This window comes from Mesorhizobium sp. UC74_2, from assembly GCF_042701485.1.
Lineage (GTDB): Bacteria > Pseudomonadota > Alphaproteobacteria > Rhizobiales > Rhizobiaceae > Mesorhizobium.
Map to the genome: position 1 here is coordinate 1,021,506 of NZ_CP170562.1, position 12,616 is coordinate 1,034,121.

13 protein-coding genes are annotated in these 12,616 nt (G+C 62.1%); 10 read left to right on the plus strand and 3 right to left on the minus strand.

The window, feature by feature from the left end:
• Nucleotides 1-93: 93 nt before the first annotated feature.
• The 10 genes from ACFJIU_RS04850 (at nucleotide 94) to ACFJIU_RS04895 (ending at nucleotide 9,692) form a co-directional block, all read left to right on the plus strand.
• Entirely contained in the window at nucleotides 94-324 is a 231-nt protein-coding gene (locus tag ACFJIU_RS04850) for a hypothetical protein (RefSeq protein WP_379068114.1), read from the plus strand.
• 199 nt (nucleotides 325-523) lie between these two features.
• Nucleotides 524-1,498: an MBL fold metallo-hydrolase gene (locus ACFJIU_RS04855; protein WP_379068116.1), complete on the plus strand. Its 975-nt coding sequence runs from the start codon at nucleotides 524-526 to the stop codon at nucleotides 1,496-1,498.
• Nucleotides 1,499-1,522: 24 nt separating this feature from the next.
• On the plus strand, nucleotides 1,523-1,981 hold the full coding sequence (locus ACFJIU_RS04860; RefSeq protein WP_379068119.1) for a tetratricopeptide repeat protein: 459 nt from the start codon (nucleotides 1,523-1,525) through the stop codon (nucleotides 1,979-1,981).
• A 47-nt stretch (nucleotides 1,982-2,028) separates the two neighbouring features.
• On the plus strand, nucleotides 2,029-2,490 hold the full coding sequence (locus ACFJIU_RS04865) for a DoxX family protein (RefSeq protein ID WP_379068121.1): 462 nt from the start codon (nucleotides 2,029-2,031) through the stop codon (nucleotides 2,488-2,490).
• Nucleotides 2,491-2,681: 191 nt separating this feature from the next.
• Nucleotides 2,682-3,668: a helix-turn-helix domain-containing protein gene (locus tag ACFJIU_RS04870; RefSeq protein WP_379068124.1), complete on the plus strand. Its 987-nt coding sequence runs from the start codon at nucleotides 2,682-2,684 to the stop codon at nucleotides 3,666-3,668.
• Between the two features lie 305 nt (nucleotides 3,669-3,973).
• The gene (locus ACFJIU_RS04875) at nucleotides 3,974-5,470 is read left to right on the plus strand and encodes an ABC transporter substrate-binding protein (protein ID WP_379068127.1); all 1,497 of its coding nucleotides are present in this window, start codon (nucleotides 3,974-3,976) and stop codon (nucleotides 5,468-5,470) included.
• Between the two features lie 49 nt (nucleotides 5,471-5,519).
• Nucleotides 5,520-6,524 carry an ABC transporter permease gene (locus ACFJIU_RS04880; protein ID WP_379068130.1) on the plus strand — a complete coding sequence of 335 codons (1,005 nt, stop codon included), beginning with the start codon at nucleotides 5,520-5,522 and terminating at the stop codon, nucleotides 6,522-6,524.
• Nucleotides 6,521-7,405, plus strand: coding sequence for an ABC transporter permease (locus ACFJIU_RS04885; protein WP_379068133.1), 885 nt, complete (start codon nucleotides 6,521-6,523; stop codon nucleotides 7,403-7,405). The genes ACFJIU_RS04880 and ACFJIU_RS04885 overlap by 4 nt, the downstream gene beginning before the upstream one ends.
• A complete protein-coding gene (locus tag ACFJIU_RS04890) occupies nucleotides 7,402-9,210 on the plus strand; it encodes an ABC transporter ATP-binding protein (RefSeq protein WP_379068136.1) in 1,809 nt (602 codons plus the stop codon). Before ACFJIU_RS04885 ends, ACFJIU_RS04890 begins: the two co-directional genes overlap by 4 nt.
• A gap of 26 nt (nucleotides 9,211-9,236) precedes the next feature.
• A complete protein-coding gene (locus ACFJIU_RS04895; protein WP_379068139.1) occupies nucleotides 9,237-9,692 on the plus strand; it encodes a hypothetical protein in 456 nt (151 codons plus the stop codon).
• Nucleotides 9,693-9,747: 55 nt separating this feature from the next.
• On the opposite strand, the gene ACFJIU_RS04900 is transcribed toward ACFJIU_RS04895, so the two are convergent.
• From ACFJIU_RS04900 to ACFJIU_RS04910, 3 genes are all read right to left on the minus strand, one after another.
• The gene (locus ACFJIU_RS04900) at nucleotides 9,748-10,233 is read right to left on the minus strand and encodes a heme-binding protein (RefSeq protein ID WP_379068142.1); all 486 of its coding nucleotides are present in this window, start codon (nucleotides 10,231-10,233) and stop codon (nucleotides 9,748-9,750) included.
• A gap of 87 nt (nucleotides 10,234-10,320) precedes the next feature.
• Entirely contained in the window at nucleotides 10,321-10,929 is a 609-nt protein-coding gene (locus tag ACFJIU_RS04905) for a response regulator transcription factor (RefSeq protein ID WP_379068144.1), read from the minus strand.
• Complete coding sequence (locus ACFJIU_RS04910; protein ID WP_379068147.1) at nucleotides 10,926-12,467, minus strand: sensor histidine kinase; 1,542 nt, start codon at nucleotides 12,465-12,467, stop codon at nucleotides 10,926-10,928. Before ACFJIU_RS04910 ends, ACFJIU_RS04905 begins: the two co-directional genes overlap by 4 nt.
• Between the last annotated feature and the right edge of the window lie 149 nt (nucleotides 12,468-12,616).

The following is a 12,616-nucleotide window of genomic DNA, read 5'->3' on the forward strand; positions in this document are numbered from 1 at the left end:
ATCAAAAAGCGGGAATAAGATCAGGGCAATCAAGGTCTTGTCTGTAGCGGCGCCGGGAAGGCCCGCGTCAAAATCAGGTCAAGGAATAGTGACATGATCAAGGTTGTTCTCACCACGCTTGGCATCGTTGTTGCCTCAAGCGCTGCCTTTGCGGGCAGCGACCACTACAACGCCGGCAGCATGCCGACGACCGCAGTCGATCACTCGACGACTGCTTCGGTCCCTAAACTCCGTCAGAACGTCGACGTCAGCATCAAGACCGGCGCCCCCGGCAAGGCCAAGGTCGACGCGATGGACTTCGGTCACGATCTCTGGGGCAATTGATTGATCGCCGTCCGTTCGAGGGGCGATCGAAATTCCGCTCCTCGAACAACTCTTCCCTTGAGTGGAGCAAGCGTTTCGCCGGTCGCCCGAAAAAGATTTCGGCGGCGGGAATAAATCCGGACTGCGGCAGGTCTTGTCATCAGGGTGAATGAAACGCCCGACCGCTTTCAAATCGTCGCATCAGACAAGAGAGATCACGATGTTCAACATGACACGTCGCATGGTGCTCGGATCCGCGGCTGCTGCCGCGGCTTTCGGAGTTGCCGGAAAACTCGAATTCATCGCTCCCGCGTCGGCTGCCGCCCCGGTAGAGCCGACTGTTGGCTTCTACCGCTACAAGGTCGGATCGCTTGAGGTCACGGCCATCTATGATGGTATCTGGCGCAAGCCGCACGATCCGGCTTTCATCGCCAATGCATCGGTCGACGATACCAAGGCGGCACTGGCAAAAGCCGGCCTGCCGACCGATTTCATGCCGATCCCGCTCACCGTCGTCGTGCTCAGGTTCGGCGACAAGCTGATCATGATGGATGCGGGATCGGGCGTCGGCCAGTGGCAGGCGAATGCCACCCATCTGCCGGCCAACATGGCTGCCGCCGGCATCGACTATAAGGCGATCGATACCATCATGATCTCGCATTTCCATCCGGACCATGTCTGGGGGCTGATGGAAAAGGGGAGCAATGACCCGGTGTTCCCCAATGCCGAGCTGATCGTCAATGCCAAGGAATACAAGTGGTGGACGGATCCTGGCCGCGTCGAGCAACTGCCCGCGGGTCGCAAGCCCGCCGGGAAGCGCATCGCCGAGAATTTCCCGAAATGGAAGAACTGGAAGCTGGTCGAGGACGGAGCGGAAGTCGCTCCGGGGATACAACTGATCGCGGCTCCCGGACATACGCCTGGCCATTCGGTGTTCCTGGTTGGCTCGGATGATGAGCAGTTCCTTGTTTCAGCCGACACCATGTACGTACCTGCGCTGCTTGCTCCGCATCCGGAATGGCAAGGCAGTTATGACCAGGACGGCCCGACTGCGATCGCCACCCGCCACAAGCTCATCGACCGGGTGATAGCCGACAAGATCAGGATCAGCGGCTCCCATTTCCCGTTCCCGGGGACCGGATCCTTCGTCAAGGACGGCAACGCCTATGGCTTCACGCCGACCGTCCAGAGCTGACCACAAACCGAAGAGAGCAAGACAATGACCAAGTTTCTCGGAATGCTGGGCGCCATCTGCCTGATGGCAGCCGCCAGCGGGCTGATGCTTCCGCCAGCCTACGCCGTCGACGATATTGAATCGACGGATGCCCCGGACCTGACCGCCGTCAGGGCGAAGATTGATGCCAAGGACTATCAGGGCGCGCTGGCGGAACTGCGCGATCTCGCCCAGGACACGCAGCAGCCTGACGTCTACAATCTGCTTGGCTTCACGCTGCGCAAGACGGGCGACTACACAACCGCACTTACCTATTACAACAAGGCGCTCGAACTGAAGCCTGATCACAAGGCGGCGCGGGAGTATCTTGGCGAACTCTATGTCGAAACAGGTGACATGGCGAAGGCCAGGGAACAGTTGGCCTCGCTGCAGAAGCTCTGTCCGACTGGCTGCGAGGAACTGGAAGACCTGCAGCAGGCGATCCAGACCAAGGTAACCAAATGAGGTAGGCGCGGAAGTGCCTGACCTTTTCATCCTGGATGGAGTTGGCCATGCCGGTCGTACCAAACAGCTGGATTGTTCATCTGTCGGATTTCGTTCTGCTGGCAGGCCGTCTGCTGCTCGCCCTGATCTTCGTGCATGAGGGGGTTGCCCTGGCCCTGCATTTCGATGGCACGGTGAAAGCAATGGCGCAGCTCGGGATCGGTGTTCCGCTCGTCGTCGCGACCATCGCGCTTCAGATCGCGGCAGGCTTGTCCCTGGGGCTGGGTTTCCTCACACGCCTCGGTGCAGTCGCACTCGGCCTTTTCTGCGTCGCCACGGCGGCGTTGTTTCACACGAACTTCGCCAACCACAATGAATTGCTGCATTTCGAAAAGGATCTCGCCATCGCAGGCGGCATGTTCACGCTTACAATCGCGGGCGCCGGTCGGTTTTCCCTGGATATGTTGGTTCCGCATATGCTGATGGGACGCATGTGGATCTTGCCATCATCTCGCGGACCTGGCCGTTAAGATCGCCTTGCGCTTTTGGCGAGCATTTCGCGCACCGCTCGTGAAAACTTGACGTCGCTGTTGCGGCGGGCGCGTTTGCTGACGTGAGGCGGCTTGGGGGCGAGCACCGGCAAAGGTCCGTTCTTGTTGGGCGTTTCAATATCTGTTACTTAACATGATAAGTTATCTGTCGGCATCGGCGTGAGGCGGCGTTGGAACTGTTGAGCTCAGTAGGTTTGCTTCACAAGGACCGGATACGGACGCCTTTCAGCCGCTGGGTCGACGATCTCCATTACACCTGCGGCAGTTTCCGCCCCCGTGCCATGGATACGAGCCTCGACATTCGTGGCGAAGCCCGGCGCATCAATGCCTGTGGCATGGAGTTTTCGCATATTTCGAACGACCTCGACCGTGTCGATCACGATTGGGATGATGTCCGGCGGGATGCCATCGAGCAGCTTTTCCTGCTCGTTCAGCTCGAAGGCTCCTGTGGCGTGGAACACAATGGCCGGCATAGCGCCTTGAATGTGGGTGACTGTATCCTGGTCGATTCCACGAAGCCGACGACGTTCCATTTCGGAGGCAAGTTCAGCAACCACCTCTCGCTCAACCTGCCCAGGCAGCTCATCTATTTCCATGGTGGCGACAAGCTCGACGTGGCGCAGACGCTGGAAGCCGCCGATCCGATGGCCGTCACGTTGCGGGCACTGCTGGCCAAGGTGCTGTCGACACCCGAGAGCGATGTCCACGCGGCGAACCTGCGCCAGTTGATGCTCGATGCGACCCGGCAGGCTTTCGTTTCCGACGGACACAATTCCCTATCGTTCGATTCGCTCAGCGACCTGGCGTCGAGGCGATTGCAGATGATCGATGTCCTGATCGACCAGCACCTGACCAGCCCATATCTTTCGGCGCAGTGGCTGGCGAAGCGCGTCGGCGTGTCGATGCGGGTGCTGCAACTGCATTTCCGCGACCTGGGCATGACCTGCACCACCTTCATTCGCGACAAACGCTTGCGTTTCGCGCATGAAAGGATCAAGCAGCTGCACTATCAGCACGGCACGCAGACCATCGCGGATGTGGCCTATTCTGCTGGCTTCAATGATCTCTCCTATTTCAACCGGTGCTTCAAGGAACTGTTCGCCTGTGCTCCGAGCGAACTTCTGAGATCGACGCCGCACAGAAAAGGGGTGCATTAGCGCCCGTCCGATATCTTTGCCACGGCTTGCTTCGACCAAGCCGAACGACTTCTTGAGCCGTTGCGGAATGGCGTACGTGCTTGATTTTCATGCAAGTTTTTCAAGGTGACGGGAAGGCGCGGAAGCGTTGGCCGTCCAAAACCCTGACATCGATTTTACGCTCAAGTCCGTTTCGGATTTCGTTTCACTCCAAGACACAGCCACCCCGCAGGTGTTGGTTGTGACGGTACGGTCGCCAAAGAAGAACCCGCACGAAGGTTGGGGCAGGGGCGCGAGCCGGCACATCTGGAGGAGAAACGACGGCTATGATTCCGGTGAAATTCAGTCGCGCTATCGCGGTCGCGGTGCTGACCGCCACGACAGCTCTGGCGACACACACGTTTGCGCAGGCGCAGGAGCTCGTACTCGGCGTCATCGGCAACAGCAAGGATCAGGTGCAGCCTTATACGCCGACAAGCTCGGCGTCCGCTGGCTCCTTGTACAACCAGCTTTATGACGGCCTGACGGCTTACGATTCCAAGGGCGCGGTGGTGATGGAACTCGCCGAGTCCATGACGCCGAACGCTACGTTGGACGTCTGGGCCGTCAAGCTGCGCCCGAACGTCAAGCGTCATGACGGCAAGCCGTTCACGGCCGACGATGTCATAGCCAGCATCAAACACATGATTGACCCGGCGAACAACTTCGTCGTCTCCAGCCAGATCGACTTCGTCGACCCGGCCAAAATCCGCAAGATCGATGACCTGACGATGGAGTTCACTCTCAAGCGTCCATTCGGCCTGTTTGCCAACGCCTTCGCCGACGAGGATTTCAGAATCCGCGCCATTTCGGATGATGGCTCGGTGACCGGAACCGGGCCGTTCAAGCTCGATTCCTTCACGCCTGGCCAGGAAGCACGGCTGAGCCGCTTCGACGACTACTGGGGTGAGAAGCCCGGCTTCGACAAGCTACGCATCATCGGCTTCCGTGATCAGCAGGCGGTGACCAACGCATTGCGCGGTGGCCAGATCGACGTTGCTTATTCGGTGCCCTACACCGACGTGCCGGCACTGACCAAGGATCCGAAACTGAAGACCGTGGTCAGCGGCACGACGACCTATCCGATCATCTCCGTGCGCGTCGACACGCCGCCTTTCAATGATCAGAAGGTCCTGGAAGCGCTCAAGCTGGTGGTCGACCGCCAGCAGATCGTCGACAACGCTTTCGGCGGTTTTGGCGCGATCGCCAACGACTATCTCGGCAACAACACGGCCTGCCCGGCACCATCCGAACCGCAGCGCGTGCAGGATATCGCCAAGGCAAAGCAGCTTCTCGCTGAAGCCGGCAAAAGCAACCTCAAGCTTGAACTGGTGACCGACGGCGCCTTCGCGGGCATGATGGAAATGGCGCAGCTCTACGCGCAGCAGGCAGCCCAGGCAGGCATATCCATCAAGGTGCGCCGGCTCGATCCGGCCACCTTCCTGAACCGGTGGCGCGAATGGCCGTTCCTGATCAGCCTGACCAGCGGGCCTTATGAAACCGCTGCCCTTGCAGCGCTTCTGCCGGGGCAGGGCGAGAATGCCACGCATTTCGACGACGCTGAATACAATGATCTTGCCAAGAAGCTGCAGAGCACCGGCGATTTGGCCGAGCAATGCAAGCTGGTCACCCAGCTGCAGGCGATCGAATACAAGCGCAGCGGTGACATCGTTGCTGCCTATCCCGAGAACATCACCGTCTATCGGGATACGGTCAGCGGGCTGAAGCCTGACCTCTACGGCCGCACAGCGATCCTGTTCGGCGGGGTCACCGTCAAGAAGTGACGGTTCTCCGCCACTCATGATCAGTCCAAGGCGCGGGGAAGAGCGTTCGATGACAGTCGATAGCCAGAGCGACAACGCAACAATCGGGGTTTTTGCCCGGCTGCAGCCATTGCTTGCACGATTGCTGCAAGGGGTGCTGACGCTGCTTGCGGTGTCATTGCTGATCTTCCTCGCGGCTCGCGCCTTGCCGGGTGACGTCGCCAACATGATCCTCGGCCAGAGCGCAACGCAGGAGCAGCTGGATTCGCTTCGTGTCCAGCTTGGGCTCGACCAGCCGCTATGGTGGCAATACCTGATCTGGCTGGGCGGTATCCTGCGCGGCGACTGGGGAACGTCCCTCTCCAACGGGCAGCCGGTGGCGGACCTGCTCGCGCTCGGGGTTCGCAATTCGGCGACCCTGAGTGGGGTTGCTCTCGCCGTCATGCTGCCGTTGTCGCTGCTGGTCGGGGTGATAGCCGCTCAGTTTCGCGACGGCTTTGTCGACAAGCTCTTCCTCGGCATGTCGATGGTTGCCAATGCCGTTCCCGACTTCGTCACCGGCACGGTGCTGGTCGCGCTTTTCGCGACAACAATACTGCATGTTCTGCCGGCGGTTTCGTTCATCCCGCCGGGAGATTCGCCGTTTTCCTACCCTGATGCGCTGGTGCTGCCGGCGACGACGGTGATCATTCCGGGTGTGATGTACCTCGCCAGGCTGGTGCGCGTTGCGGTCATCGACGTGATGGCGACCGAGTACATCCAGACTGCCGAGCTGAAAGGTCTGTCACCGGGCCGAATCCTGTTTCGGCATGCCCTGCCCAACGCGGTGGCGCCGATCATCCCGGCGGCCAGTCTTGTCGCGGCCTTCACGGTCGGCGGGGTTGTCGTGGTGGAATACCTGTTCGCGTATCCCGGCGTCGGCAGCGCTCTGGTCGACGCCGTCACCAACCGCGACCTGCCGGTCATCCAGGCCAATGTCCTGGTGATCGCCTCGGCCTATTTCATCTTCAATCTGATTGCCGACTCGCTTGCCCAGCGGGACGAGGCGGCCGGCCAGAGGCAGTCCAAGGCGTGAGTACCGACGTGGAAATGACACTGACGACACATCAACCGGTTCGCCGGCGTCCAGCCAGCGGCTGGTGGCGGCTTTGGGCATCCGCCCAGGTACGCTGGGGTGTGATCCTGCTGGCAGCGATGACCGCGCTGGTCGTCATCGGCCCCATTGTCGCGCCATACGATCCGGCCGCGCCGGTGGGCAAACCCTATGATGCGCCTTCGGCGGCGGCCTGGCTCGGCACCGACAACCTTGGACGCGATGTGCTGTCGCGTGTGCTTTCGGGTGGCGTGTACCTCGCCTGGATGGCTCCGGTCTCAGCCCTGCTCAGTGTCGTGATCGGCACTGCCGTTGCCCTGGTGACGGCCTATTATCGCGGCTGGACCGATCTGGTGCTGATGCGGTCGCTGGATGTGCTGCTGGCCTTCCCGGGCATTCTCCTGACCCTTCTGTGCGTCTCGGTGTTCGGGCCGCAGCCTATCCTGCTGGTGGGGCTGGTGGTTCTGACCCTGATGCCGGGCGTTGCCCGCGTCATCCGAGGTGCTGCCATTCCGCTTCTCGACCGGGAGTATGTGCTGTGGGCCAAGGCCGTTGGCACGCCGGGTTCCGTGATCATCCTGCGCGAATTGCTGCCCAACGTTTCTTCGCCGCTGCTGGTCGAACTGGGTCTCAGGCTGAGCTGGTCGGTTGGCATCCTCTCTTCGATGAGTTTCATAGGCTACGGCATCCAGCCACCGGCGGCCGACTGGGGGCTGATGGTCAGTGAAAACGGCACCGGCCTCGGTACCCAGCCCTTTGCCGTGCTCGCGCCGATCCTGATGATCATCCTTTACACGATCGGCGGTGGGCTGATCGCCGAAGGCGCTGCGCGGGTGATGGCCCGGACGGAAGGCAAGGCATGACGACGGTATTGAAAGCCGCGGGGCTGACCGTCGAGCGCACCGACGGCGCGCCGATCATCGAGGACGTTTCCCTGAGCCTCGAGCAGGGCGAAGTGATGGGCATCGTTGGCGAATCCGGTTCCGGAAAATCGACGCTGGCGTTGGCGCTGCTTGCCTATGCGCGGCGTGGCGTGCGCATCTCGGGTGGTTCGGTGCGCGTGGCCGACACCGACATGCTGCAACTCGACACAGCAAGCCTGCGCAAGGCGCGGCGCGAGGTCGTCGCCTATGTCGCGCAGGATCCCGGCGCGGCACTGAACCCGATGCTTTCGCTCGGCACGCTGCTGACCGAGGGGTTGGCAGGCAGCAAGGCCGAAAAGACAATCCGTGCGCGGGAGATATTGCGCAAGGTCGGCCTGCCCGATGACGCGGCTTTCCTGCAGCGCCGTCCGCGGCAGCTCTCAGGTGGGCAGCAGCAGCGCATCGCGATCGCCATGGCGGTGATCGCCAAGCCCAGGCTGATCATCCTCGACGAGCCGACAACCGGGCTCGACGTCTCGACTCGCGCCAAGGTGCTGGACCTGATCCGCCAGCTTTGCATTTCGGATGACCTGACCGCGATCTATGTCAGCCACGATCTCGCGGTGATCGCCAATGTCGCCGACCACGTCACGGTGATGTATGGCGGCCAGGTGGTCGAACAGGGCAGGATGACGGAGGTTCTGGCGGCGCCACGCCATCCTTACACGCGTGCCTTGCTGGACGCCGTTCCTTCGCTACAGGTGCGCCAGGCGTTGCGGCCGATCCGCGGACGCGTGCCGGCGGTCGGCGAGGCACCCGATGGCTGCATCTTTTCGGACCGTTGCGACCACGTTGTCGAGGCCTGCAATATCCGGCCAGCGCTGCGGCTGGTTGGCGGCACTCAGGTGCGATGCGTTCGCTCCGACCTGGCTGGGACATTCGAGATACGCCCGCCAAGCATTGGTCATTCCGACAAGCAGGTTGCGAACAACTCGGCGGTGCTGCAGGCGGACGGCGTCAACGCCTTCTACGGCCATCGCCAGATCCTGTTCGACGTCGGCCTCAAGGTGGAACCGGGCCGGTGCCTGGCAGTGGTTGGCGAGTCCGGCAGCGGCAAGTCGACCCTGTCGCGCTGCCTGATCGGGCTGCACGGCAACGTCCGAGGTGAATTCCGCCTCGACGGCAAGCCGTTGCCGCTCACTGTCGGCGAGCGCGACCGGCACGCCCGCCAGCGGCTGCAATACATTTTCCAGAACCCGAACGCTTCGCTCAATCCGCGCCGCACGATCGGCCAGAGCCTGATGGCCGCGTTGGCCAACAGACCGGAGGCAGGTGGCGACCGGTCTGGCGCTACAATCGCAGAGGCGCTTGAACGGGTCGGCATCTCGCCCGATCTTGCCATGCGCTATCCGGCCGAGCTTTCGGGCGGTCAGCGCCAGCGCGTGGCCATTGCCCGTGCGCTGGTCGCCAATCCCGGCGTGCTGCTGTGCGACGAGGTGACGTCGTCACTCGACGTATCGGTGCAGGCCTCGGTGATCGAGTTGTTGCGTAGTCTGCTCGCCGACGGTCTCGGCATGCTCTTTGTCACGCATGACCTGGCGGTGGTGCGCAACATCGCCGACACCGTCGCCGTGCTCAGCGCCGGTCGCGTCGTCGAACAGGGTGAGGCTGGCAGGGTCCTGAGTGCGCCCAGCCATCCCTACACTCAATCGCTGCTTGCCAACACACTGCAATTGCCGACCGAAGCCGCCGATCTCGACATCATCGCGCCGAAGCAATCCGCAGCCGGCTCGCGGCGAATGTGAGGATTTCCGTTCATCAAGAGGAGAAGATGATGAGCCATTTTGACGGTCTGCTCAACGACACGCTGCCGTTGCTGCAGGTAGACTTTACCGCCGAGGGAGCACTCGCCGATCTCGAGAATCCACCGAATACGGGTGGCTTCGAGCTGGTCGGCACACTGGTGCAGCCCAACGCGAAGATCCACATGACCCATATCTGGATTACGCCGTTCAACCGCCACCTGCATTGGGTGTCGGAGCATGTCCATGACTATGACGAGGTCCTGATATGGACCGGCAACGACCCGGAAAACCCGCAGGACCTCGGCGCCGAACTCTATATCGACATCGAAGGCGAGCGCCGCATCATCAACAAGTCGGGCTCGATCTACATCCCGGCCGGCGTCAGGCACTGTCCGCTCGGCTTCCACTATGTGAACCGGCCCTTCCTGTTCCACGCACTGTCGCTGGATTCGGAATACAAGGCGAAGGTCCAGAAGTCATAACTGAACGGTCACTGCCGGCGGGCGACCCGCCGGCAGTGTTTTCGGTATCCGGATATTACTCGGCTGCGCCTATTGCCTTCAGCCCGGCCGCCGCACACTTCGCGTCGATGTCGCCTGAGGGAGCGCCACCCACACCGATGCCGCCGACCAGGGCCTTGCCGAACTTGACCGGCAGGCCGCCAGCCTGGATCACCATGCGACTGTCCATATCGCGCATGCCTTCATTGGCCGGCTTGCCGGCGATGAATTCCGCCAGCCCTGCCGTGTCGCGGCCGAGTGCTGCCGACGTGAAGGCCTTGCCCTGCGCACTTGCACCGGTGTGCGGGCCGGAATTGTCCCCCTTCAGCAGGATCTTGGTTGCACCGTCGCGCGCCACGATGGCGACGCTGACATTGTGGCCCTCGGCAACGCAGGCCTTGAGCGCCGCGTCAGCGGCCTTGGTCGCCAGGTTGAGCGGCAGGTAAGGGGTCGTCGGCAGTTCCTGCGCGGTGGCGGCAAGCGGGGCGACGAGGGCTGCTGCAAGTACGAGAGTGCGGATCATCTTGGTCTCCTGTCCAGTTGATGTGGAAAAGATACCGTTCGATCGGTGCAGCCGGTATTCGTAGGGCTTGCGGCGATCTCCGTAGTTCTACGGAGTTTCACGCCCTTCCAGCCACAGCCTGGTCATCTCGGCCTGCGATGTCGTGCCGAGCTTGGCGCCGATCGCTGCGCGATGGCTCTCCACGGTGCGCGGCGACAGGCCAAGCCCCTCGGCGATCTGCCGGGTGGTGAAACCGGAGGCGATACGGTCGAGCACCTCGCTTTCCCGCGCCGTCAGCGCGGCCAGCAAGGTGATCGTCTCGGCCGTTTCGGCACGTCTTCGCAAGGTACGCTCCAGAACCTGCTGGCCTTTCTGGATCGCGTCGATCAGATCCTGCTCGTCGATGGGTTTCGACAGGAAATCGACGGCGCCGTTGCGGAAGGCGCGCCGGCAGGCCTCGATGTCGCCATGGCCGGAAATGACGATGGTGGGCCAGTCCACACCCTGTTCCGTCAGTTTTTCCTGCAGCTTCAACCCAGAGATGACCGGCATGCGGATATCCAGGATGAGGCAGCCAGGCTCAAGCCGGGCGACCTGTGCCAGGAATGCCTGCGGATCGGCGAAGCCGGTAACGGTCACGCCCACCGTGGAAAGCAGCAGGCCAAGGGCCCTGCGAACGGCTTCGTCGTCGTCGACCAGATAGACGGGACTGCTCATTGGGCTGCCTCCGCGTTTTCCTTTTTGCGCGGCAGCACGACCCTGAAAGTCGCACCCGGACCGTTGTCGACCAACGCAATTTCGCCATTGGCGCGCTCGACCAGGCGTTGGCTGAGCGCCAGGCCCAGGCCGGTGCCATCGGCCCGGGTCGTGGCGAAGGGGGTGAACAGCCTCGACTGCATTGTTTCCGGCACGCCAGGACCGTTGTCGCTGACTTCAAAGACGGCTCGGGAACCGTCGTCTTTCAAGCGCATCGTCACGCGTCCCGTATCTCTTCGCTCCTGATCCAGAGCGTCCATCGCGTTGCGTACGAGATTGAATGCGACCTGTTCCATTTCGACGGGGTCCGCAAGCACGACCACCGGCCTGTCGGGGACATCGACATCGAGCTGGATACCGCGCGATGCGGCGTCCGGCTCCAACAATGTCTGCACGTTGGTCAGAGCCTGGCGCAGATCGAATGTTTCCGCCAAGGTCTTCTGAGGCCGTGACCAGTTGCGAAAGCGCTCCAGGATGGCGGAAGCGCGCTTCGCCTGGGTGATGGTATCCTCCAGAATCGGCTCAAGTGCGGCAGCGTCGCCTCGGCCGGCCAGCCGACGCCCGGCCTGCGCCTGCGCCAGGATCGCGGTAAGCGGTTGCGTCAGCTCATGCGCCATGCCGCTGGCCATTTCGCCGAGCGCATTGACGCGGGAGGCATGGGAAAGGCGCGATTCCAGGGCGGCAAGACGCGCCTGTTCAACTGCGGCGCGTGTGCGTGCGCGCTGACGCAACCCGGCCAGCGCTGCAAGGCAGGCGAGGCTTACGACAAGCAGCACCAGACCCGTGCGCAGAGGAGGGAGCAGATCGCCGATGCCGATCTCCATGCCCGTCTCCAGGGTCAGAGGCTGCGAGGCGCTGCCGAGTGGCCTGGAGAAACGGACGGCGGTTGGCTGAGCCGATGGGCCGACCAGAGCATGACCACCGGGCAGGGATAGCTGAATGGTCACGCCGGGCCGTGACCAGAAGGGCGCCTCGTCGCCGATCAGCTTGCCGGCGTCGATACCCAGCATCAGTCCGTAGCGCGCGGCGTCACTGTTGGGGCTGCGCTTCACCATGATGTAATGATCGGGCTGACCAGGGTGCGGCAGCAGCATTATCTGGCCGGTTGAGGTCCTGGCTGCGGCGCGGATGCGTTCAGCCGTGACTGGATCGAGCGGTGCCGTGCCAACGATCGCGGCCCGCGGGTCCAGCGGAACGAGCTGGATCTCGTCGATGCGCGGGTAAAAGCGCGCGATGGTCGATGCCACGTCGAGGAACAGGTCGAAGCTGCGCCCGTCGGATGCGACCGCGATGGCGGAAAGTGCCGTCATATGGGCATCGTGCTGGTCGGCTCGCTGCGATGCGAGCCTGTGCAGCGCGAAACTCTCCTGCTCGAGTTCTGCGACAAGCGTCCGATATTGCCACGCTGCCAGTGCTCCGGCTGTGATGAACAGCAGCAGGCACCAGATGGCGATCAGGGCGGCAGGCCTCTCCAGGATCGGACGTTGGCTGGGTGTCATCGGACCATTGTGGCAGTTTGCGCGGCATAGCTAAAGGAACAACTGGCCATCGCCCGGGCTGGAGCCCGGTTTCAGGGTTTCCGCGATTGATTACAATTATTGTCGATTATTTTGTTGAAGAATTGTCGGCAATTTGGTTGGATCGTCGC

What these genes read in the sequence shown, in the direction of transcription:
- ACFJIU_RS04850 (WP_379068114.1), top strand. Translation starts at nt 94, where the DNA reads ATGATCAAGGTTGTTCTCACCACGCTTGGCATCGTTGTTGCCTCAAGC.
- ACFJIU_RS04855 (WP_379068116.1), top strand. Translation starts at nt 524, where the DNA reads ATGTTCAACATGACACGTCGCATGGTGCTCGGATCCGCGGCTGCTGCC.
- ACFJIU_RS04860 (WP_379068119.1), top strand. Translation starts at nt 1,523, where the DNA reads ATGACCAAGTTTCTCGGAATGCTGGGCGCCATCTGCCTGATGGCAGCC.
- ACFJIU_RS04865 (WP_379068121.1), top strand. Translation starts at nt 2,029, where the DNA reads ATGCCGGTCGTACCAAACAGCTGGATTGTTCATCTGTCGGATTTCGTT.
- ACFJIU_RS04875 (WP_379068127.1), top strand. Translation starts at nt 3,974, where the DNA reads ATGATTCCGGTGAAATTCAGTCGCGCTATCGCGGTCGCGGTGCTGACC.
- ACFJIU_RS04880 (WP_379068130.1), top strand. Translation starts at nt 5,520, where the DNA reads ATGACAGTCGATAGCCAGAGCGACAACGCAACAATCGGGGTTTTTGCC.
- ACFJIU_RS04890 (WP_379068136.1), top strand. Translation starts at nt 7,402, where the DNA reads ATGACGACGGTATTGAAAGCCGCGGGGCTGACCGTCGAGCGCACCGAC.
- ACFJIU_RS04895 (WP_379068139.1), top strand. Translation starts at nt 9,237, where the DNA reads ATGATGAGCCATTTTGACGGTCTGCTCAACGACACGCTGCCGTTGCTG.
- ACFJIU_RS04900 (WP_379068142.1), bottom strand. Translation starts at nt 10,233, where the DNA reads ATGATCCGCACTCTCGTACTTGCAGCAGCCCTCGTCGCCCCGCTTGCC.
- ACFJIU_RS04905 (WP_379068144.1), bottom strand. Translation starts at nt 10,929, where the DNA reads ATGAGCAGTCCCGTCTATCTGGTCGACGACGACGAAGCCGTTCGCAGG.
- ACFJIU_RS04910 (WP_379068147.1), bottom strand. Translation starts at nt 12,467, where the DNA reads ATGACACCCAGCCAACGTCCGATCCTGGAGAGGCCTGCCGCCCTGATC.